Raw genomic sequence first — 22,074 nt, 5'->3', positions numbered from 1 at the left:
ATGATTAATATAGCAATTACAGACGATCACCCTTTATTATCAGAAGGATTACGAAATATTTTAAGTCATCAATCTAATTTACAAGTTGTGGATTGTTACACTTCTGCTCAACAATTACAAGAAGCGTTAAAATCAACTGAAATTGATATTCTTTTATTAGACATCAATCTTTCGGATACCAATAGTATTGAATTGATAAAACCTATAAAGAAAAAATACCCCGCAATGCACATCATCATGTTAAGTGTACATAACGAATATGCGGTGATAAATAGTTGTTTGGAAGAAGGTGCTTCGGGATATATTCAGAAAAATGCTTCTGTTGATGAAATTTTAGAAGGAATCAACTCAATTTTTGATGGAAAGAAATTTCTTTGTTCACAAACAAAAAATGTATTGAGTAAAAAGGAAAAAGATGGGTTGAATACCATTCCAAAACTTACACGACGCGAAAAAGAAATTATGATTGAAGCAGCGCAAGGATTAACGACTCAACAAATTGCAGAAAAATTATTTATCAGTACGCATACAGTTGATAGTCATAGAAAAAACTTGATCGAAAAGTTCAAGACTTCTAACCTAAGTTCGGCAATTACCACTGCAATAGAATATGGATTGATTTCAAAACCTTAAAAAATAACTATAAATAGGGATATTATATGGTGCCAAAATTTCTCAACTTTGTCGTTATAAAACGGAAATTTCATCACCATTTACATTCGCAATAAGATTACTAACTGATTCTTATTAACTAAAACTACAATTTTAAAAAATCGCTTCATTTCTTTAATCAAGCGATTTTTTATTCAATATAGCTAAAAGCAGTGATGAATTAAATAGTTTTTATGCAGTATTTTTAAAACAAAAATGAAATGGCATTATATCATTATTTTATTCGCCTTTGTCGGTTGCTCTGCTCAAACCAAATTAAAGGTTGAAACCATCTTAGCTACACCAAAAATAGTGACTGCACAAGATCCTGAAACAGGTAGAAAGTATCAAAAAACCAATTTTGTAACGATTACACAACGTTTGGAACCTGCGATTGTAATGCACGAAAAGAATGAAAAAAAATTAAGGTTTTCACTGCAAGGAAATATTAATTCTGGTGGACATTCTATACATAAAGTAAGAAAAATTCGTTTCGAAAAAGAGAAGTCACTTGAACATAGTATCCTATTAAAATATTATGTAGAAATCGTTTATGTCGCAGGAAAAGAAGGGGCTAATGTAAGAGGCTACAACTATTCGAAAGAAGAAACCTATACTATTCCAAAAGGAATTAAGGAAATCAAAATCGAGTTGTATGAAGATCGAGTGAAACAAAGAACAAGTTCGAAAAAACCTAAATTAAAGCTTGTTGCTCAGCAAATTGTTGAGTTTTAACTTAAAAGTTGATACAAAGAAAAAATCCAAGTCATAAAATGAACTTGGATTTTTTTATAATAGAATAAAACGAATATTTAGTGAGATAATCTAATAACTGGATTAACTAAAGCTTCGTTACAATTTTCGAGTTTAACTCTTAAATATTGTGGATTACCATAGTTTTGTCCTTGACGTTTAGTTTGAACTTTCACTAAAATAATTCCTTCATTTTCATACTCTGTGTATAATCGGTCAATTGAATAATACATCACTTTTGCACCAGTATGACTGTACGTTAATTGTGAATTTGGAATATCTTCGATTTCTAAAATCTCCTTAATTGCATTACCATCTTTGTCTAACAATGGCAAATCATTAGTAGGATCTTCGTCATTGTCAGGAATTGTGTATGTCCCTCCGAATTTAACAACTTTTGCAATCGAAATCTCATATTCTGTACAAAAGTCTGGACTTTGAATTGCTAAAAAGTCAGCTGCACAAATTTTTGTCACTTCTTTTGGATCCTCTTGTCCTTCGAATAACATCATTGGAGCAATACGTATATCATGTACATGCATTCCGTCCCCTAAATTTACACTTACTGTACTAAATTGTTGAATTTCGAAAGAATCAAATGGTATTGTAATTGGTTTTGAAATTACAGCTCTACGTTTGTTTTTAAAGTTAAATAATCCAATATCTAAAACTCTAAATTTTTCCATATTCTCTTCCCCAACTTTTGTATCTCCTAAATAATAAACAATTTTGAAGTTTCCTAATTGCAACAAACTTAAATTTAACACATTGATATTTGGGTAAGCTAACGTAATCTGCACTTGATCTCCAGGTCGAGCTGGTTGACGTAAATGTGTACGTAAAAACTGTTGATTTAACACTCCCGCAGTAGCATTAAATAGAGTATAACTATCATAGTTGTCATCTACAGCATAATAAGGATGCACAACAGATGATAAACCACTTGCAACATTTAAAACTTCTGATCTATTTCCCCAAGTGACATCATTCGTAAATTCATTTAACTTGATATCTGTATTTTTAATTCCTGTTAACTTTGTTCCATCTACATCATTTTGTTCTGTTGGATAAACCAAAGATTTTGGTGGATTTACAATGATATCTCCTAATGGTTTATAATCAGGTGATGTAATTTCTTCCTCTTCCTCAATATACGCATAGAAAACAGTTGCCAAATCTGCTACTGATAACAAAGAACCTAATTGTATACGAACTCCGTTATAGCCTACATGCTTTCCATTAGTTTCTGCTGGAATAAAAGAAAACTGGAATACGTTATCTCCTTTTAACAAATCTAATACTCCTCCTTTTACACCAAATGATGTACCTACATTTGAATTTCCTATTCCTATTCCAATGTCTTCAGGATTAGTCGCTGTTGTATGTCGACCGACAACAGTTAATCCTCCAGCTAACTTTAGTCCTGAATATTGTTCCCCTAATTTTATAGTTACTTTTTTACCTCTAAGCTCTTCTGCTGTATATAAAACGCGTTTAGAATCAGGATCGTTTGGATCAGATAATTTCGTAAAGTACAAATCGACACCTACTGTACCAATTCCTAAAATAACGACACCACCAGTAATCGTTGCATAATCTGCACGGTTTCCATTGACTGCTTTTTCTTTCTCCGAAACTCCACTCGCTCCAGAAGTCCAATCTCTAACATCGGTAGCGAAAATCTTTTTCTTCACAATGTCACAATCTTTTAGATCGTATACAATTAATTGAATAGTAACAGAAGTAACACAACCTTCTACTGGCGCATCAGTAGTAGTTGTCGCTTGGATTGTGTACGTATATTCACCTTTCTTTAGATCAGATATTTTATTTCCTACTTCATTTCCTTCTGAATCATAGATAGTAATAGTAGACGAGAATTTTGTTGACACCGTTGGGAAAATAAATTCCTTTCCTTGTTCTACAGCAAATGCATTGACATCATTAGGTAATTCAATTCTATTTTCTTCTGATGGAGTAACTAAAACTGGTGTTGTATAACTTTCAAATCTTTTTGCGGGTAAAGAAAGTCTATAAATACTTGCTTTTCTTCTTACATAAAAAGGTTTTGTTGCGTTATTTATTGTAATTGATTTTTTTCCATCAACAATGATACTACCTATAGATCCAATAGTTCCATCTTCCTTGTCATTATCAGTGGGAGGAGGAGTCCCTAACATCTCATCAGAATTCTTCCAAGATGCCCCATTATCAAAACTAATCTCCCAACTGTATCTTCTACCAACTGAAGAGTATACTGTAATATCTCCTCCACCTGCATTTTCTTCTACAATTTTTACCGAAGAATTGTAACATAAATCAGGATTTTCTACTCTAATACTTCCTGGGTCCCAATCAGAATAAGGAGATTCACTACCCAAAAATGTAACTTGTACATCCTCGCACAAACCTGTCATATTACATAAAGTGTAAAAAATAGCTGTTGTAGGCTTTGGTGTATTAGGTGCTATCGTAATTACACCATTTGCATCCATCGTAATCCCTGAAGGCCAATTCTCTTTTACAGAAATTGTCATATTTTGATCTGATCCAGAAAAAATAAATCCTTCACCTGGTTTATGGTCGTTGTAGATATCATTAGCTATCACATTATAAGTTGTGTTTCCCCAATAAAATGGATCATCATTTCCTGCGAATGGAATTTCTAAAACAATCTCAGCTGTTGTACAAACACCTAATAAGTTACAAACTTGATAAACTAAAGGTAAACCAGGATTTGGTGCATTTGGTGCAATAACCAATTGACCATTGGAATCAAAACTGAACCCTTCTGGCCAAATACCTATTTTACCAATTGTTGCATTTTTTTTATCTCCAGACAAAATAAATTGATCATTCCCTTTATTTAGTGCATCATTTGATAAAACATCAAATTTACCACCTCTTGAATTGAAAGTAAATCGGTCATTTGTAGCTTTAATAATATCATCAAAGTTAACTTGTTCGTTTGCACAAGGTATAACAGGAGCAGTTGGATCATAATATTCTTCCAGTACTATATCGTCCACATAAAAATCATTCCCATCATTTGTTTTTATAGTATTTCTTAATGATATTGCTATATTACTACAATTATCATTTTCAGGAATTTTAAATGTCCAAGATTTTTGTTCCCATTTATTCGCTTCAGACAACAAAAAATCAGATGACTCATCTAAGACTTTTTCAGATAGAATATTTTGAGCTTCAAATTTTACTCCAACATTATTTTTTCCTACACCATATAGGTAGACAGAAATCCTATAAGTCTTTCCTTTTTCTAAAGAGACTGCTCTTCTATAATATTGATTAAGAACTTCATCTCCATTTACAACTAAAACAGCTCCATTATCTGATTGATCAGTATTATTCTGAATTGGTGTCCACCAATTAGCCCAATTAGGCTTACCTGTTGGCAAATTATTGTAAATAAACTTTGGTGCAACTATAGCATAATAACCATTATTTATTGTATTCTGATTTACATTTTCTCCATCATAATTAGGTGCAATTGCAGCATATTTATAGAACTTTGATTGATGAGTAAATACACCTTCTAAACTAGAGTCTCGTCCAGTTTCAGGTACAAACTGAGAAGGTAATCTAATTTCAGATTTTCCAAAATCATCTTTAAAAATTACTTGGGCATCAGCTTGTTGTAGGGTTACTAATCCTAGTACACCAAGGATATAATTTTTTAATTTTAATTTCATATTGTATTTTTTTAAAAGATTTATAAATGATTAACAAGCGTTAATTACTTAACCTTTAATACAATATTCATAAATGTACCATTTCTAATGATAGAATTTGGCGTTACTTTATATGTTAACGTCCCAGCATCATCGACTTTTATATCTGTAAAAACAGTTTTATCTGCATGTGTTATAAAATATTCGTAATTATCTGCTTTTAATACAATATCCTTTAAACCAGTTGTTGTGGTACTATTTGTCACAGGTTCTGTAAATTGTTTTTTGTATAAATCGTGTAATTTAACTGTATATACAGAAGTTGTCGCATCAAATGTATATGAAGAATTTGACGTATCCACTATTCTACTATCAGTTGGTAATGTTGGCAATACAATAGATGGCATATAAAAGAAGCCTGGATTAGCATTTCCCGAAGATAGTTTTACCCAAACAGTACCATCAAAGTAATAAAAGCCTTCAGCATTAATATTTTTAGCTGTATTTTCTTGTGTTCCTGTAGAAATATTATTTACAAAAATCATGGTAGATTTTTCTATATTTCTCATAGATTGCGCTCTTTCTCTATCTACACGTGGTATTAAAATTCCCTCCACTGTTTCCAGATTCCCAGTAGGATTAACAGCTGTAACATCTAATGTTGTTTTAGGATCACTTGTTCCAATTCCAACTTGAGCCATAACATAAGCCGTAGGTAGAGCAAATGCTATTGCAAGTAAAACTTTTTTCATAAATTTATTATTAACTAAACCAATGCATAGGTATAAAATAGAATAACCCTAATTTGCAACATGAATTACATAGCAATACTTTTCAATATTTTATCCATTTAATAAACGGATAAAAAACTGATATATCCTTAATTAATAAAATTCAAAATATTAACATGATTTAAGTCATTCCTTAATAATTTTAACTTATAAATAAAAATATTACACAATAATTTCATTAGTTTTTAATCATTAAATATAAAGCTTATTCAAATTTCTTGAAAAAACAGCCTTACTTTTTATGGTAATTAAAACCTAACGATTAGCTAAACCATTGTGTGTCTATAACTATTCTGAAAATTATTAGTTTAAAAACAAAATTATAGTCTTTATTATTTTTATTCAAATCATATATTTTTCTACTAAGAATCTAATCGTTTAAAATTAAATAGGTAAATTTTTTAGATGAAGAGTATTTCATGTTTTTTTTCATTATAAATAATCCAATATTATTTAACATCTATGATATTGATTAGTCCAAAACACAATACAAAACCCTATATTTGTAGAAATTTTAAAATTAGTAATGACAGCAGTAATCATTATCTTCATCATACATTGGTATGCTTCTTTATTTTTCCAAACTTTTTTTCATCACAGATATGCTTCTCACGCAATGTTTACGATGTCTAAAACATGGGAAAAAATATTTCATGTTTTAGCTTGGATATTTCAAGGTTCATCTTATCTAAGTCCATATACTTACGGTGTTATGCATAGACATCACCACGCGTATGCCGACACAGAAAAAGATCCTCATTCACCACAATATGATCCTAACTTCTTTGCAATGATGTGGAGAACTCGACTTGTTTATAACGAAATTGATCATGATAAAGCACAAGTTTTAGAAAAGTTCAAAAAAGGGGTTCCAGCTTGGAGATCTTGGGATGCTTTCGCAGGAAATAATGCGGTGAGATTAGCTTGGGTAATTATTTACATTTTAATCTATATAGCAGTCGATGCACCGTTATGGACGTATTTTGTATTTATTCCACTACAAGCTTTGATGAGTCCATTACATGGTGTAATCATCAATTGGTTTTCACACAAATTAGGTTACCGTAATTACGATGTTGGAGACACTTCTACAAATTTAATGCCGATAGACTGGCTAATGTGGGGAGAATGTTTGCACAACAATCACCATAAATTTGGTGGACGTCCTAATTTCGCCGTTAAAAAATGGGAATTCGATCCGATGTATCCATGTATCTGGGCAATGAATAAACTAAATATTATTCAGTTCAAAAAAGGAAAATTAGACACCGATTATATGTAAAATAAAAAAAGCGATTCAATCCAGAATCGCTTTTTTTATTTCTTTTGATAAACGTTACTTTCGATGTACTTCTTGAAAAAAAATTGACTATCAATATTCTCATATCTTTTAGCGAAAACTTGTTGCATTTTGGGTAATTGAGTTATATCTAAACCTATAGCAATTCTAAAAAATCTCAACATAAAGTTTGTTATTATTTTCTGCCAACCCTTTTGATCTTGAGTGAAATCTACATAAAACCAAATTCCTTTGGCCTTCAAATTATCATTCAATTGATCAACTAATTTTTCTGCTCTTTCCTGAGAAAAATGATCAAATAAAAAAGTGGTCATCACTACGTCATATTTTTTTGACGTTTTAAATTCAAAAATGTCTGAAACAATAAAATTGATTTTCAAATTACTTGTGTTTACTTTTTTTGCTAAATCAATCATTTTATAAGAAAAATCAATATAATCTATTTCTAATTTCAAGTTGAGTTGTTCTAACGCTGAAATAAACTCTCCAGCTCCTCCTCCTATCCACAGAATTTTGTCACCATCTTTTAAATGTTTTAAAATCAAAAAATGAGCTTGATGTTGCCTATTAAAAAAAAACAACTGACTCAACGAATGATAATATGGTGCAATAAAATCGTAATTCATTATTCAAATAAAATTACGCTTAAAATTCCACAAATTGCTTTGAAAAAAATCATTCCATCAATCGCAATTAAATAATACAAAATAGGTTTTGGACGATGAAGTCTCACTGCAAAAATTGCCAAACAAATTATCGGGATTAACATAAATAAAATTCGATGCAATGGCAAATCATACCAAATACCAAAAAGGACAAAACTTAAAAAACCTAAAAAGATCAAAGGTAAAATGATACGATTTAATGTAAAATGATAGCCATATTTCACTACAAATGTTTTCAAATTTCGATTGTTATCGTCTTCATAATCTTTCAAATCAAACAAAATTGCATTTACAACACAATACATAAAAGTCTGAGAAAATAGAAAATAGAATTTTTCATCAATCATATAATGTGTTTTATTTTTTAACATCAAGAATAAAACAGGTAAAAAAACAGTCGTAATTGCCCATGTCCAACCAATTAAAAAAGGTTTCAATAACATCGTTTTTCTCAACGAAATTCCCAATTTCAAATCATAATAACCGAAAGACAACAATGCTGTAAAGAATAAAACAAAAAACCATTTCCAAGATAAAATATCATAATTTGGTAAACATCTGATTGCCAAAATTGAGCCTGAACAAAAAGCGATAACAAGTAAAAAATAAGTAAAATATCGAATGTTTTTTCGTTGATCAATATAGAATTGAATACGAGGATTTTGAGATGCTTTTACTTGTTTTGGAACACGATAAGCGTACAAATAAAATAAAACCGTGATGGAACTAATAAAAGAATAATACGCTATCGAATTAAGTGGTAAACCAATTTTAATATTCGTTTCAATATTCAGAGCTATTGAAAGTAGAATTAAAAAAAAATTAGAAAAAAAGATGTTTTCGATTACTCGATTTTGTACTTTTTGTTCCATTTTTTCGTTTTTTTAATCGTTGAATAAATCAAGTATCGAATTTCCATAAGTCAAACAGCAGGAAATTTTATTTAATCCAAATATATAATTTTATTCTAAATGGATTTTATTTTTTGTATTCAATAATAGATTAAAAACTGATGATTAAAGTAAAGTTTTAAAAAATTACAGCAAAATATTTCGTGTAAAAAGAATTCTAAATTCTATCTAATCAATTAAGAGGATTTGGGTTTATCTGATTATGTAAAATAGTTATAGTTTTAAATTTTTTCATTTGTACGAATGACAGAAAAAGACCTAATAAAGTGGCTAAATTTTATCTTTTCACAAGATTTATTATAACGGATAATTGAAATATGAGAGGTTTTTATTTATCTTTAGCATATAGAAATATACTCAATCAAACACAACAAAAATGATAAACAAAAAAGTAAACAGCATCGAAGAAGCACTACAAGGTGTAGAAAGCGGAATGACGCTTGCTGTTGGAGGCTTTGGACTTTCTGGAATTCCTGAAAATTTGATTCAGGGATTAGTCAACAAAAAAATCAACAACCTTACTTGTATTAGTAACAATGCTGGTGTTGATGATTTTGGTTTAGGATTATTATTGCAAGGAAAACAAATCAAAAAAATGATTTCTTCTTATGTTGGTGAAAATGCAGAATTCGAACGTCAAATGCTTTCTGGTGAATTAGAAGTAGAATTAATTCCGCAAGGAACTTTAGCTACACGATTGATGGCTGCCGGTTATGGAATGCCTGCAATTTTTACGCCTGCAGGAGTTGGAACTGAAGTCGCTGAAGGAAAAGAAATTAGAAAATTCACGTTTCATGGAATCGAAAAAGAATATTTGTTAGAATATGCTTTCGAACCAGATTTTGCATTAGTTAAAGCTTGGAAAGGTGATACAGCAGGAAATTTAGTTTTCCGTGGTGCAACTGCCAATTTTAATCATCCAGCTGCGATGTGTGGAAAAATTACCATTGCTGAAGTGGAAGAATTGGTGGAAGTCGGTGAACTTGATCCAAATCAAATTCATACACCAGGTGTTTATGTGAATCGTATTTTACAAGGAGAAAAATACGAAAAGCGAATTGAAAATAGAACTGTTCAACCTAAACCATAAAGGCAATGTTAGATAAAAATGGAATTGCAAAACGTATTGCGAAAGAAGTTAAAGATGGATATTATGTGAATTTAGGCATCGGAATTCCAACATTGGTTGCCAATTATATTCCTGAAAATGTAAATGTTGTTTTGCAATCAGAAAATGGATTATTGGGAATGGGACCTTTCCCTACAGAAGGTGAAGAAGATCCTGATTTTATCAATGCTGGTAAACAAACAATCACCACTTTACCTGGTTCAGCCTTTTTTGATTCGGCAATGAGTTTTGGAATGATTAGAGCTCGAAAAATTAACTTAACTATTTTAGGCGCAATGGAAGTTTCTGAAAATGGAGACATTGCAAATTGGAAGATTCCAGGAAAAATGGTTAAAGGAATGGGAGGCGCAATGGATTTAGTCGCTTCTGCAGATAATATTATTGTTGCCATGCAACATGTAAACAAAGCAGGAGAATCTAAATTACTACCAAGTTGTACGTTACCTTTAACAGGAATTAATTGTGTTAAAAAAATTGTGACAGAATTAGCTGTGTTAGAAATTTTACCAGAAGGTGGATTCAAATTATTAGAACGCGCACCAGGTGTTTCGGTAGAAGAAATTAAAAATGCAACTGAAGGAAAATTAATTATTGAAGGAGAAATCCCTGAAATGATTTTATAAAATCAATTATTAAATTGTTTTATACTAAACATAAAAAAACCACTCAATCGAGTGGTTTTCTTATTGTTATATAATTTGAGTTAATCAATTACTTTACCTATTAAATCGAATTCATACGCTTCGATAATTTCTACATTAACAAAATCACCAATTGGTAAATAAGTATCTACTGCAGAAATTAAAATTTCGTTGTCAACATCTGGCGAATCATGTTCAGAACGACCAATAAAATTATCACCTTCTTTTCGATCTATCAACACTCTAAATGTTTGACCGATTTTTTCTTGGTTCAAATCGTAAGAAATTTGAGATTGAATCTCCATAATTTCTTCCACACGTTGTTGTTTTACTTCCTCTGGTACATCGTCCACTAAATTATAGGCATGTGTATTTTCTTCATGAGAATAAGTAAAACATCCTAAACGATCGAACTTTTGAGCTTGAACCCACTCTTTCATTTCTTGGAAATCTTCTTCCGTTTCTCCTGGATAACCACAAATTAACGTCGTACGAATGGTCATTCCTGGAACTTTAGAACGGAAAGCTTCTAATAAAGCATTCGTTTTTTCTTTTGTTGTTCCACGACGCATCGATTTCAAAATGTTTGTCGATATGTGTTGCAAAGGAATATCTAAATAATTACATACTTTAGGTTCTTCACGAATTACATCTAAAACATCTTCTGGGAATCCAGCTGGAAAAGCATAATGTAAACGAATCCACTCGATCCCTTCTACTTTTACCAATTCTTTTAAAAGACTTGCTAATTCGCGTTTTTTATAGATATCTAATCCGTAGTAAGTTAAATCTTGTGCGATTAAAATCAATTCTTTTGTTCCATTTTTCGCTAATTTAGTTGCCTCCGTAACTAAATCTTCGATTGGACGAGAAACGTTTCCACCACGCATCAAAGGAATTGCACAAAATGAACATGGACGATCGCAACCTTCGGCAATTTTTAAATACGCATAATGGCGAGGTGTAGTCGTTAAACGCTCCCCTACTAATTCGTGTTTATAATCTGCACCTAAAGCTTTTAATAACAATGGTAACTCACGTGTTCCAAAATATTGATCAACATCTGGTATTTGCTCTAATAAATCTGGTTTATAACGCTCAGATAAGCATCCTGTCACAAAAACTTTTTCTACTAAACCGTCTTCTTTACGTTGTACATAGTCTAAAATGGTATCGATACTTTCTTCTTTCGCATTATCAATAAAACCACATGTATTAATCACAACAATTTCTCCTGACTGCTCATGAACTACTTCTTTTCCATTTGCTTTCAATTGCCCCATTAATACTTCAGAATCATATACGTTTTTAGAACACCCTAACGTAATTACATTTATTTTCTTTTTCCCAGTCGATTTCGTACGCATTACTATAATTTAAGTGTGCAAAATTACAAAATTTTTAAGAGACTACCCGTAAAGATTAATTGGAAGTGATATAAATGCCTAAAATAAAAACTATTCTATGAAACAAATTCATGATAGAAGGTTTTCAACTCATCATTTTATCTGAATAAACATAATTTATACCCAGAATAATAAGTCAAAAATTAATCAATATGAAAATGACTTGGAAATGCCTTTTTAGGATTTTGCTTAAGTAGATTTAATTTGAATTGACTTTCTAAAAATCCATATCCGTAATTAAAAAATTGAATTAAAGTCGTTTGAATAGATAGTAAACCAACAATCGCAGATTTGAATCGTATGGTTGAAAATATAAAGATTAAAAACATATAAATTAACCACAAAACAAAAGGAAGTTGCAGGATAAATTTATACGCTGGAACGATAAAACTCAATACTAACAAAAGAAAAGCAGCTATTGTTCCGACAAAAAATAAGCTCGGAAACCAAAAAGTTGGTTTGATGTATTTTGGATGACGTCGATTAAGAATTGGTCGAGCAACCCCAAATTGATAGACTTGTTTAGCAAATTTTTTCAAAGAAGTTCTACGTTTATGAATCACTTTCGAATTTTGAAACAAACGAGTGTCAAAACCATTTTCCCATAAACGCATCGATAAATCTGGATCTTCTCCAACACGTAAATCTGCAAATCCTCCCGTTTTTTCATAGGCTACACGAGAAATCCCCATGTTAAAACTACGTGGTTGAAATTTACCTATTTGTTTTTTACCTCCACGAATTCCACCTGTTGTCAGAAAAGAAGTCATCGAAAACGTAATGGCTTTTTGCAAATCTGTAAACGATTCATCTGCATCATCTGGTCCACCAAAAGCATCAACAAAATTAGTTATCAACTCCTTTTTTACAGATTCGATATAAGTTGATGGAATAATGGTATCAGAATCTAAGAAAATGAAATAATTTCCATTCGCTTTTTCCATACCATAGTTTCTCGATTTTCCTGGTCCTGAATTTGTTTTGTAATAATAATGAAGATCTAATTGAGAATCAAATTTAGCACAAACCACATCCAATTTATTTGTAGAACCATCGTCTACAATGATAATTTCGAATAACTTATCCGTTTGTTTTGTTAAACTTGACAATAATTCTGTCAATTCATCTTGACGTTCGTAAACGGCAATAATTATCGAAAGTTGTAAATCTTCTTTTTCCAAAATAAATTATTGATTGAATGATTCTTTCAATTCCAACGTTACTTGCTGAATTTCGTTCAAATTCTTAAAATGATTCAGTTTGAAAGTAGATTTCGTTTGATTTAATTCGTGAACAATTGCCAAAATGGTATCCAAAGGACTTTGCTCCTCTCCTTTTGAAGTTTCGTCAAAATTAATTCCAACCAAAGAAACTTCTTCAATCATTCCGAACAACCATTCTTCTAAAAAAGTATTCAAATCGATTGAATCAATTTTATGATTTTCCCATTGATTATGTTTCGCATTTTTAGCTAAATCTGTATTCGACCAAAAGCAAATCACCTCTAAATTAGAACCATCTTCATACTCAAATTCCTCTGAGTACGAAACAGCAAAACCTTCTTCTGAAGTTAAAATATATACTTTTTGATCTTGACAGATTTCTTTAATAAATTGACTCACTTTTCTTAATTTTGATTTTTAGCTTTTTTACTTCCTTCGTACATTTCATATTGTAAAAAGTCGCATTCTAATTTACCATTAAATACTTTTACTTTTCTCGAAGGACGTAAACCGACATATTTTTTGGCTTGTAAATCTGATGTAATAAACCACGCCAAAGTATTTGGATAACTCGATTTTAATGTATCTCCAATTTGTTTGTAAAATTCTTGGTTATTATTTTCGATACGCTCATCATAAGGCGGATTAAAAACCAGTAAAACTGGGAATAATTCTTTTTTAGATGTAAAAAAATCTTGATTTCTAACTTCAATAAATTCTTCTAAATCTGCAGATTTTATGTTTGCTTGTGCAATTTTCACCATCATTGGCGAAATTTCATAACCAACGATTTTATATTCTGATTCTTTGATTCGATTTAAACGTGTGTTACGAATTTGCGTAAACAATGTTTCGTCATAATCTGGCCAATTCTGAAAAGCAAAATGCTTACGATGAATTTGTGGTGGAATATGATTTGCAATCATCGCTGCTTCGATTAACAAAGTTCCCGAACCACACATCGGATCAAGGTAATTTCCTTTTCCATCATAACCCGCTTTTAACAACAAACCTGCTGCTAAAACTTCATTAATTGGTGCTGGTCCAGTTTCTTCACGATAACCACGTTTGTGCAGAGAATCTCCCGAAGAATCTAAAGACAATGTAATTTTGTCGTGCGAAATATGTAAGTTGAAACGTACATCAGGAAAGTCTTTATCGATACTCGGACGACGACCATCCTTTTCTTTAAAACGATCTACAATAGCATCTTTTACTTTTAACGCTGCATAATGCGAATGTGTAAAATAATCTGAAAAAACAGTAGGATCAATCATAAAAGTTTGATCGACATTCAAATAATTTTCCCAATGGAATTTCTTGAATTTCTCGTACAATTGATGATCATTTTTCGCAGAAAATGTAAGAATTGGTTTTTGTATACGTAATGCTGTACGCAGGCTATAATTGGCTTTATACATAAAACCTAAATCGCCATTAAATTCAACCATTCGGTTTTGAACTTTTACATCTGCTGCACCCAACGCTCTTAATTCTTGCGCCAATATTTCTTCGAAACCAAAAAAGGTTTTCGCAATCATTCTGAAATTTTCCAAGGAAATAAAATTTTTACAAAAGTACGGGAAATAAAGGAAATTGAGAAAGGAATAATCGATTTTCAATTTTCTAAACTTTCTTGCTTTAAGAATTTAAAACAATCGAGATTTTATTTTTCATTCTTCGTACCTTTCGCCCGTAAAAAAGTCAAATTTTAGAACGATATAAAATGGAAAAAATCACTGATCGTCTTTCAGCCTTGAGAGAAGTTATGAAACAAAATGGTGTAAGTGCAACTATTATTCCAGGTACAGATCCTCACGGAAGCGAATATTTACCAAATCGTTGGAAAGAACGTGAATGGATTTCAGGTTTCAATGGTTCGGCTGGTACGGCAGTTGTCACGTTAGAAAAAGCTGCTGTTTGGACAGATTCAAGATATTTTATTCAAGCAGAAGATCAATTGAAAGATACCACTTTCGAATTGATGAAAATGAAAATGCCTGAAACTCCTTCAATTAATGAATGGATTATTTCTCAATTAAAAGCAGGTGAAACTGTAGGTCTTAATCCACAGATGTTTGCACATCATGCATTTACTGAAACAGCGAACGAATTTACATTCAATCAACTTGCTGTTAAATCAATTGATTTAATTGACTTGACGAATAAAAACCGTGATGAATTACCTCAAAATCAATTCTACATTTATGATGTTAAATTTGCTGGAAAATCAGCTGCAGATAAAATTTCGGAGGTACGAAATGAAATGAAAAAAGCAAATACAAACGTTTATTTCATGAACTCGTTAGACGAAATCGCATGGTTATTTAATATTCGTGGAAATGATGTTAATTTTAATCCTTTGACAATTTCATATGCGGCAGTAGATACAGAAAATGCTTATTTATTCATAGATGAAGCGAAAGTAACTCCCCTTACAAAATCTGCTTTAGCAGCTGAAGGCGTTACGATTAAATCATATTTGGAAATATATGATTATCTACAAAACTTAAATGAAAAATCGCACGTTTTGGTGGATGGAAATCGTATCAACCAATCGCTTTACGAAGCTATACCTTCATCATCAACGATCAAATTAGCTTCATCAATTGTAACACATCTAAAATCACAAAAAAACGAAGTTGAATTAGATGGTTTCCGCCAAGCAATGGTAAAAGATGGTGTTGCATTGACGAAATTTTTTATGTGGTTAGAAGAAAATATCGAACAAAATATCAATGAAGTTACGGTTGCAGATAAATTAATCGAATTAAGAGCTCAACAAGAAAACTTTAAAGGTGCAAGTTTCGGAACGATTTGTGGTTACGCTGATCACGGTGCGATGAATCATTATTCTGCAACTCCAGAATCTGCTTATACATTAGGAAAAGAGGAAATGTTATTGATTGATTCGGGCGCACAATTTTTAGAAGGAACAACAGATATCACACGTACATTGATGTTAGGTGAGCCAACTGCTCAACAAAAAATTGATTATACATTGGTTTTAAAAGGAAATATAGCTTTATCAGAAGCTGTTTTTCCTGTTAATTCTCGTGGTTCTTTGTTAGATGTTTTATCACGTAAAGCGCTTTGGGAAAATGGTTTTAATTACGGACATGGAACAGGTCATGGCGTTGGACATTTCTTATGTGTACACGAGGGGCCGCAAAGTATTCGATTAGAAGAGAATTTAACTCCTCTAAAAGTAGGAATGGTTCTTTCGAACGAACCTGGTTTGTACCGCGATGGTGAATACGGAATTCGTATCGAAAACTTAATGGTTGTTCAACCAGCGATGTCAACTCAGTTTGGGGATTTCTTGAAGTTTGAAATTCTTACTGTTTCTCCGATTGATACAAAATTAATTGATAACAATTTGATGACTACTCAAGAAATTGAGTGGTTAAATAACTATCACCAATTTGTATTCGAAAAAATTTCTCCATTCTTAGATGAGAAAGAAACAACTTGGTTGAAAGAGAAATGTAAAGCGATATAAATCGTTGACATAAATAGTTAACTGAATTCGTTTCGGAATTATTCAAAATAAAATCCTATTCGGCATGAATAGGATTTTTTGTTTTCTAACTTTTTTTGTATTATTGCAACATATTTGCATTAAGAGATGAAACGACGAAATACACCAACCAAACAAGCGGTTATTGATTTGTTCAATTCGTGTTCTACTGCATTGAATCAAGAACAAATTGAGACACAATTGCAAGGAAAAATGGATAGAGCGACAATTTATCGTATTCTAAATAATTTTTGCGATGATGGAATGATGCATAAAGTTGTTGGCGATGATGGTGTAAACTATTTTGCGATGTGCAAAACAAGTTGTGAACACACCCAACATCATCACGATCATTTTCATTTTCGCTGTACAACTTGCAATCAATTAATTTGTTTGAAAGAAGAAATAAAAATTAATTTACCCGAAGGTTTCTCAATGCAAGATTGTAATTGTGTCATTACAGGAACTTGTCCAAATTGCCAAAAATAACAACAATGGATTTACAATGGTTTGTAAAATGGTTTAACTCGCCATATTATCATATTTTATACAAAAACAGAAGCTTAACAGAAGCAGAAGATTTTATCAAAAAAATCACCCATTACTTACAACTTCCGCAACATGCAAAACTGTTGGATTTAGCTTGTGGAAAAGGCCGACATTCGATTACGTTGAATAAATTAGGATTTGATGTTTTGGGAATAGATTTAGCCGAAGCAAGTATTTCTTTTGCAAAACAATATGAAAATGAACACTTAAAATTTGAAGTACACGATATGCGCGAAGTGTATCATCCAAACGAGTTTGATGCTGTTTTCAATTTATTTACAAGTTTTGGTTACTTCGAGAAATATGAAGATAATTTTAGCGTTTTTGAAGCCGTAAAACAACAAATTAAATCGCATGGAATTTTTGTGTTGGATTATCTGAATGCAGAAAAAGTTGTTTCACACATGATTCCCTATGAGGAAAAAGTAATTGACGGAATTTTATTTAAAATCACAAAGTCAATTGAAAATGGATTTATTAAAAAAGAAATTGATTTTGAAGATAAAGGCGAAACTTTTCATTTCGAAGAATATGTTCGATTGATTTATTTCAATGATTTCAAAAAAATATATGAAACTGAAGGTTTTGTATTAGATAAAGCTTTTGGGAATTACAATTTGGATGATTTTGATGAACAAACATCCGACCGATTAATTTTAGTATTAAACAAATGAAAGAAAGTTTAATCTTAATTTCAAGTGTTTTAATTGGTGTGATATTCTCTCGAATTTTACTCAAAAACAAACACAACTCAAAATTACTGCTCACCTTTAGTGGTGCTTATTTCTTAGCGATGACCGTTTTAGAAATATTGCCTCAAGTTTACGGACATCCCTCAGATCATCATAGTCATCATTCGATTGGTTTGTTTGTTTTGTTAGGGGTTGTTGTGCAATATATTTTAGAAACAGTGAGCAAAGGTGTCGAGCACGGACATATACATTTGCATAAAAAAGAGCAGTTTCCATTCGGAATTTTTGGAGGATTATTTCTTCACTCTATTATCGAAGGAATTCCCGTTGCAAATGCAGCTTCACATGATTTTATGTGGGCAATTTTTGTACATAATATTCCTGTTTCGATGATTTTATTTAGCGCATTATGTCAACATACAGAATCTAATGCAAAACGTTTTCTCTTTATGTCTTTGTTTGCATTAGCCGCTCCAATAGGTTATTTCTTAGGAAAACACACCATTATTTCGAACTATTCATTAGAAATGAGCGCAATTGTTTCTGGAATATTCTTACACATTTCAACGGTCATTTTATTCGAAAGTAACGAAGGACACAAATTTAATCTACAAAAATTTGGCTCAATTATAATTGGATTTTTATTGGCTTATTTAACCGTTTCTATGCATGTACATTCGCACTAAAATAAAAAAAAAGAAGTTCAAAATTTGAACTTCTTTTTTTTTATTATAACATTTTTCGATGATCTAAAACTAAAATTTCTCCGTTTGAGACAAATTTCCATTTTTGATCTTTTTTGCATTCATTTTTTTCAGTCGTTGATTTAATATCAAATGCGACTTCTTTTCCCTTCATCGAAATTGAAGTGTGGTAATCACAATCTTCAATTTTTACATTTGTCGAAACAAAGTCATTCGCTAATATTTCTGTTTCAGGAATTGCTTTTATCACTTCATTAATAATATTTAAATCCAATTCATTGTAAATTAATTCAAAATTATCCTTTACCAAATTTGTTGACAAACGAAAAGAATTTGATTCTACATCTGTTCTAATCGTCGTATTTTTTGTGCTCAAGTCTAATTCTTCAACACGTTTTGGACAATCTAAATAGTCTGGAAATTTAATTGATTCTTTACTTTGTAAATCTTTTTGAAATGCTTTAATTTCATAAAACAATTGTTTTTTATCCTCAGAAGCATCTTTAAATTCTGATGTTTCAGAAAGTTCTAACGTTGTAAGCTGTTTAACTTCTGACTTGTTCTCGGTGCAATTAAAGAAGAATAAAAATGTAAAAAGTGAGTAAATGTAATGTTTCATAAGCTTGTAGATTTTAATTACCTAATTTACAAAATATAACACTCAATTTCAATAATTTAACACTCCCTAATTATAGGTATTTTTTCAAATCCAATTTCAATATTTCTCCAACTTTAGTAAATTCCTCATTAACTTTCGCATGAAGCGTGATTTTTTTATTTGAAACAGGATGATTAAACACTAACTCATGGGCATGAAGCATCATTCCTTTCAATCCAAAATTCTCTAACCACAATTTATTCTGTTTATTACAGCCATGTGGACGACTTCCTAAAATAGGATGAAAAATGTGCCGAAAATGTTTTCGCAATTGATGCATTCGACCAGTTTCTGGAATTGCTTCAACCAAACAATAACGAGAAGTTGGATGATTATTGAAAGCCAATTCAATTTCAGCTGTTTGCAAGCGATGAAAGTAAGTAATTGCGTTTTGTTTTACACCATCATCATTGGTTAAATCATAATCTATTGTTAGCTCTTCTGGTGCCCAACCACGTAATATCACCAAATATTTTTTTTCGACCGCACGTGTGGCAAAACGGTCATTCATAATTTTTAGACTTTCTTTATCTAAAGCAAATAAAAGTACGCCAGATGTTTTGCGATCTAAACGATGAACGGGATAAACGTGTTGCCCTCCTATTTGGTTGCGCAACTCTTGAACTGCAAAAACAGAAGCATCTCGCGCATAAAAAGATTTATGAACCAATAAACCACTTGGCTTATTAATGGCAATAATATAGTCGTCTTGGTAAAGAATTTCTAACATTGAGCAAAAATAAAAAGAGATTTGGTTTAATAAATCTCTTTTTGAATAATAATTATGTAGATAATGTTAATTAACTGCTTTGAAAAACGAAGGAGCGTTTCCATAAATAGCTGTTTTTCCATCCCACTTTTCTATAAATTGTTGTTGAATCAATAATTGATTTAAAGAAACTTTTCTCAATTCATTTGCTCTTGCTTCAGCTTCGGCTTGTACAATTAATTTTTTAGCATTTGCTTCCGCAACTTTTAATTCGTTTTCTACACGTTGTGCTTCTTGTATCGCGGCATTCTTAGCATTAATGGCTTTTGTAATTGCTTCAGGATATTGAATTCCACTTGTCAATTGTTCTAAAATAAATCCTTCTTGTTTCAAAAATGCATTCATTTTTTGCTGAACTCCATTTTCAAAAGCTTCGCGGCTGCTAATGATTTGATCTGTAGTAAATTTATTAAACTCGATACGGTAAACATCTTTGATATGATTAACTAAAGTATTCTGTAAAACTTCGTTAATATTACGACGATATTTTTTGAAAATTTTTGGCGATTCTCCATCTATAACTTTAAGCGAAATTGTAGGGTCAACCGTAAAAACAGAACCATCTTTTGCATTAACTGTGAATGCTTCATAATTAATAGTCTGCACATAAGTTGGAATTTCGAACACTTGTTCTGTCAAAGGATTATACCAAACTCGACCCGTTACTAAAGCAACATCTTGCACACCTTTGTCTGATCCGTACATTTTGACAAGTAAACCTTCGTGACCAGCATCAATGCGTTCTGTACAAGCTATTGCAACAACTAATAAAAATAATGAAAGTGTTCCTCCTGCAATTAATTTGATTAAATTTTTATTCATTCGTAAAATAGATTTTTTTGAAAATAATTAAAGTTGTAAAAATTAAAATACTTAACAATACGACGCCTATAACAACATGCAGTGTATTTGGTTCGCTAATTAATCCAAATATATATTGAATAGCAAACAATATAAACAGTAACCAAATGGGTACAAATGCAATTTTTAAAATTGTTTTGTTCGACATAATTTAAGTTTTGTTAAAAATATCATAAATAAATTTAATTTATAACATAATTAATCATTGTAAATAGTATTTATTATATTTATATTTATCGAATGTTTTGAAAATATGAAGAAAGGATTAATTATTGGAAAAGGTTGGTTGGGAAGTCGCTTAGAAGAACATCTTGCAAAACACTATCAAATTACTTCAACCAAACGACAGTCTGATGCTCCAAATTGCCTTTCGATCAATTTCGATCAAACATCATTACAACGTATCGATACCAGTATATTCGAGTTTATTATTATTACCATTCCTTTTGGAAAACGCAATACCACAGATGAGTTGAGAATTAGATTTAATCAAATTATTCAGTTTATCGGAACATATAGTCGACCACTTTTTTTGATAAGTAGTACTGGAATTTATCCAGATGTAGAAAAAATTATCAGCGAAAATACGTTAGAAAAAGATAAGCTAAATCAACCTTATTTATTTATTGAAAACAAATTGCAAATGCAATTTCCGCAGCTTAATATCCTAAGATTAGGAGGTTTGATGGGCGATAATCGCCGTTTATCAAACTATTTAACTTTTGAACGTCCTCATTTGAATCAAGTTGTTAATCATGTTCATTTTGAAGATGTTTGTCGAATTATAGCACAATTAATTCAACAAAATAAAACTTCATCTATTTATAATATTGTTGCACCAAAACATCCTACAAAAGAAGAAATTTTGAATTATCAACAACATCAAAAAATAATAAATTCAGAAATAAAAAAAGGTAAAATCATCTCGTCGGATAAAATTATCAACGAATTGAATTACCAATTTATATTTCCAAATCCACTTTATTTTTAACCTATCTTCTTGGATTCTTGCGTTTATTGTTTAAAACAAGAAGAAAAATCACAATTGATAAAACCGTAATTAAAATGGTGTCCCAATGTTCTTTGAATAGTGTACTTATATGATCCATTTTGATTTGTATTTAATTTTAAAAATAACAAAAAAAGCTGTTCTTACGAA

Annotated in this window: 21 protein-coding genes; 10 read left to right on the top strand and 11 right to left on the bottom strand. The window is 31.0% G+C overall.

The window, feature by feature from the left end; all coding sequences use genetic code 11:
- Together IF125_RS08960 and IF125_RS08955 are read left to right on the top strand one after the other, a co-directional pair.
- Positions 1–633 carry a response regulator transcription factor gene (locus IF125_RS08960; RefSeq protein ID WP_171622761.1) on the top strand — a complete coding sequence of 211 codons (633 nt, stop codon included), beginning with the start codon at positions 1–3 and terminating at the stop codon, positions 631–633.
- A gap of 234 nt (positions 634–867) precedes the next feature.
- Entirely contained in the window at positions 868–1,386 is a 519-nt protein-coding gene (locus tag IF125_RS08955; RefSeq protein ID WP_225542254.1) for a hypothetical protein, read from the top strand.
- 77 nt (positions 1,387–1,463) lie between these two features.
- Here IF125_RS08955 and IF125_RS08950 read toward each other — a convergent pair whose 3' ends face one another.
- Both IF125_RS08950 and IF125_RS08945 read right to left on the bottom strand, forming a co-directional pair.
- Positions 1,464–5,117, bottom strand: a complete 3,654-nt coding sequence (locus IF125_RS08950) for a carbohydrate binding domain-containing protein (protein ID WP_225542253.1) — start codon at positions 5,115–5,117, stop codon at positions 1,464–1,466.
- 44 nt (positions 5,118–5,161) lie between these two features.
- Entirely contained in the window at positions 5,162–5,848 is a 687-nt protein-coding gene (locus tag IF125_RS08945) for a hypothetical protein (protein ID WP_225542252.1), read from the bottom strand.
- A 565-nt stretch (positions 5,849–6,413) separates the two neighbouring features.
- Here IF125_RS08945 and IF125_RS08940 point away from each other — a divergent pair.
- Positions 6,414–7,169 carry an acyl-CoA desaturase gene (locus IF125_RS08940; RefSeq protein WP_171624015.1) on the top strand — a complete coding sequence of 252 codons (756 nt, stop codon included), beginning with the start codon at positions 6,414–6,416 and terminating at the stop codon, positions 7,167–7,169.
- Positions 7,170–7,204: 35 nt separating this feature from the next.
- Here the strand turns inward: IF125_RS08940 and IF125_RS08935 are convergent, their stop codons facing one another.
- Together IF125_RS08935 and IF125_RS08930 are read right to left on the bottom strand one after the other, a co-directional pair.
- A complete protein-coding gene (locus IF125_RS08935) occupies positions 7,205–7,813 on the bottom strand; it encodes a class I SAM-dependent methyltransferase (protein ID WP_225542251.1) in 609 nt (202 codons plus the stop codon).
- The gene (locus IF125_RS08930; RefSeq protein WP_225542250.1) at positions 7,813–8,724 is read right to left on the bottom strand and encodes a UbiA prenyltransferase family protein; all 912 of its coding nucleotides are present in this window, start codon (positions 8,722–8,724) and stop codon (positions 7,813–7,815) included. The genes IF125_RS08935 and IF125_RS08930 overlap by 1 nt, the downstream gene beginning before the upstream one ends.
- Positions 8,725–9,139: 415 nt before the next feature.
- Between IF125_RS08930 and IF125_RS08925 the strand changes: the two genes are divergently transcribed.
- The gene (locus tag IF125_RS08925) at positions 9,140–9,853 is read left to right on the top strand and encodes a CoA transferase subunit A (RefSeq protein ID WP_171622125.1); all 714 of its coding nucleotides are present in this window, start codon (positions 9,140–9,142) and stop codon (positions 9,851–9,853) included.
- A gap of 5 nt (positions 9,854–9,858) precedes the next feature.
- Positions 9,859–10,515, top strand: a complete 657-nt coding sequence (locus IF125_RS08920) for a CoA transferase subunit B (RefSeq protein WP_171622126.1) — start codon at positions 9,859–9,861, stop codon at positions 10,513–10,515.
- Between the two features lie 80 nt (positions 10,516–10,595).
- Here IF125_RS08920 and rimO read toward each other — a convergent pair whose 3' ends face one another.
- The 4 genes from rimO to IF125_RS08900 form a co-directional block, all read right to left on the bottom strand.
- A complete protein-coding gene (gene rimO / locus IF125_RS08915) occupies positions 10,596–11,900 on the bottom strand; it encodes a 30S ribosomal protein S12 methylthiotransferase RimO (RefSeq protein WP_171622127.1) in 1,305 nt (434 codons plus the stop codon).
- A gap of 182 nt (positions 11,901–12,082) precedes the next feature.
- Positions 12,083–13,120, bottom strand: a complete 1,038-nt coding sequence (locus tag IF125_RS08910; RefSeq protein ID WP_225542249.1) for a glycosyltransferase — start codon at positions 13,118–13,120, stop codon at positions 12,083–12,085.
- A 6-nt stretch (positions 13,121–13,126) separates the two neighbouring features.
- Positions 13,127–13,561, bottom strand: a complete 435-nt coding sequence (locus IF125_RS08905) for a DUF2750 domain-containing protein (RefSeq protein ID WP_171622129.1) — start codon at positions 13,559–13,561, stop codon at positions 13,127–13,129.
- 5 nt (positions 13,562–13,566) lie between these two features.
- Positions 13,567–14,724 (bottom strand): THUMP domain-containing class I SAM-dependent RNA methyltransferase, encoded by a 1,158-nt coding sequence (locus IF125_RS08900; RefSeq protein ID WP_171622253.1) that lies wholly within the window; start codon positions 14,722–14,724, stop codon positions 13,567–13,569.
- Positions 14,725–14,888: 164 nt separating this feature from the next.
- Between IF125_RS08900 and IF125_RS08895 the strand changes: the two genes are divergently transcribed.
- From IF125_RS08895 to IF125_RS08880, 4 genes are all read left to right on the top strand, one after another.
- Positions 14,889–16,664, top strand: coding sequence for an aminopeptidase P family protein (locus IF125_RS08895; protein ID WP_225542248.1), 1,776 nt, complete (start codon positions 14,889–14,891; stop codon positions 16,662–16,664).
- Between the two features lie 126 nt (positions 16,665–16,790).
- Entirely contained in the window at positions 16,791–17,171 is a 381-nt protein-coding gene (locus IF125_RS08890; RefSeq protein WP_225539198.1) for a Fur family transcriptional regulator, read from the top strand.
- Between the two features lie 5 nt (positions 17,172–17,176).
- The gene (locus tag IF125_RS08885) at positions 17,177–17,905 is read left to right on the top strand and encodes a class I SAM-dependent methyltransferase (RefSeq protein ID WP_171622132.1); all 729 of its coding nucleotides are present in this window, start codon (positions 17,177–17,179) and stop codon (positions 17,903–17,905) included.
- Entirely contained in the window at positions 17,902–18,609 is a 708-nt protein-coding gene (locus tag IF125_RS08880; RefSeq protein ID WP_225542247.1) for a ZIP family metal transporter, read from the top strand. The genes IF125_RS08885 and IF125_RS08880 overlap by 4 nt, the downstream gene beginning before the upstream one ends.
- 43 nt (positions 18,610–18,652) lie before the next feature.
- Here IF125_RS08880 and IF125_RS08875 read toward each other — a convergent pair whose 3' ends face one another.
- From IF125_RS08875 to IF125_RS08865, 3 genes are all read right to left on the bottom strand, one after another.
- A complete protein-coding gene (locus IF125_RS08875) occupies positions 18,653–19,246 on the bottom strand; it encodes a hypothetical protein (RefSeq protein WP_225542246.1) in 594 nt (197 codons plus the stop codon).
- Positions 19,247–19,316: 70 nt separating this feature from the next.
- A complete protein-coding gene (locus tag IF125_RS08870; RefSeq protein WP_225542245.1) occupies positions 19,317–20,015 on the bottom strand; it encodes a pseudouridine synthase in 699 nt (232 codons plus the stop codon).
- 66 nt (positions 20,016–20,081) lie between these two features.
- Positions 20,082–20,876 (bottom strand): prohibitin family protein, encoded by a 795-nt coding sequence (locus IF125_RS08865; RefSeq protein ID WP_171622136.1) that lies wholly within the window; start codon positions 20,874–20,876, stop codon positions 20,082–20,084.
- Between the two features lie 292 nt (positions 20,877–21,168).
- On the opposite strand from IF125_RS08865, the gene IF125_RS08860 reads away from it, so the two are divergent.
- The gene (locus IF125_RS08860; protein ID WP_225539201.1) at positions 21,169–21,906 is read left to right on the top strand and encodes a Rossmann-fold NAD(P)-binding domain-containing protein; all 738 of its coding nucleotides are present in this window, start codon (positions 21,169–21,171) and stop codon (positions 21,904–21,906) included.
- Positions 21,907–22,074: the final 168 nt, after the last annotated feature.

It is taken from the genome of Empedobacter stercoris (assembly GCF_020281205.1).
Classification (GTDB): domain Bacteria; phylum Bacteroidota; class Bacteroidia; order Flavobacteriales; family Weeksellaceae; genus Empedobacter; species Empedobacter stercoris.
This window is presented reverse-complemented; position numbering and strand designations above follow the sequence as displayed.

Coding starts and splice junctions, on each gene's coding strand:
- IF125_RS08860 (WP_225539201.1), top strand. CDS start 21,169: ATGAAGAAAGGATTAATTATTGGAAAAGGTTGGTTGGGAAGTCGCTTA.
- IF125_RS08885 (WP_171622132.1), top strand. CDS start 17,177: ATGGATTTACAATGGTTTGTAAAATGGTTTAACTCGCCATATTATCAT.
- rimO (WP_171622127.1), bottom strand. CDS start 11,900: ATGCGTACGAAATCGACTGGGAAAAAGAAAATAAATGTAATTACGTTA.
- IF125_RS08895 (WP_225542248.1), top strand. CDS start 14,889: ATGGAAAAAATCACTGATCGTCTTTCAGCCTTGAGAGAAGTTATGAAA.
- IF125_RS08960 (WP_171622761.1), top strand. CDS start 1: ATGATTAATATAGCAATTACAGACGATCACCCTTTATTATCAGAAGGA.
- IF125_RS08950 (WP_225542253.1), bottom strand. CDS start 5,117: ATGAAATTAAAATTAAAAAATTATATCCTTGGTGTACTAGGATTAGTA.
- IF125_RS08935 (WP_225542251.1), bottom strand. CDS start 7,813: ATGAATTACGATTTTATTGCACCATATTATCATTCGTTGAGTCAGTTG.
- IF125_RS08870 (WP_225542245.1), bottom strand. CDS start 20,015: ATGTTAGAAATTCTTTACCAAGACGACTATATTATTGCCATTAATAAG.
- IF125_RS08945 (WP_225542252.1), bottom strand. CDS start 5,848: ATGAAAAAAGTTTTACTTGCAATAGCATTTGCTCTACCTACGGCTTAT.
- IF125_RS08930 (WP_225542250.1), bottom strand. CDS start 8,724: ATGGAACAAAAAGTACAAAATCGAGTAATCGAAAACATCTTTTTTTCT.
- IF125_RS08875 (WP_225542246.1), bottom strand. CDS start 19,246: ATGAAACATTACATTTACTCACTTTTTACATTTTTATTCTTCTTTAAT.
- IF125_RS08955 (WP_225542254.1), top strand. CDS start 868: ATGAAATGGCATTATATCATTATTTTATTCGCCTTTGTCGGTTGCTCT.
- IF125_RS08925 (WP_171622125.1), top strand. CDS start 9,140: ATGATAAACAAAAAAGTAAACAGCATCGAAGAAGCACTACAAGGTGTA.
- IF125_RS08865 (WP_171622136.1), bottom strand. CDS start 20,876: ATGAATAAAAATTTAATCAAATTAATTGCAGGAGGAACACTTTCATTA.
- IF125_RS08890 (WP_225539198.1), top strand. CDS start 16,791: ATGAAACGACGAAATACACCAACCAAACAAGCGGTTATTGATTTGTTC.
- IF125_RS08880 (WP_225542247.1), top strand. CDS start 17,902: ATGAAAGAAAGTTTAATCTTAATTTCAAGTGTTTTAATTGGTGTGATA.
- IF125_RS08920 (WP_171622126.1), top strand. CDS start 9,859: ATGTTAGATAAAAATGGAATTGCAAAACGTATTGCGAAAGAAGTTAAA.
- IF125_RS08940 (WP_171624015.1), top strand. CDS start 6,414: ATGACAGCAGTAATCATTATCTTCATCATACATTGGTATGCTTCTTTA.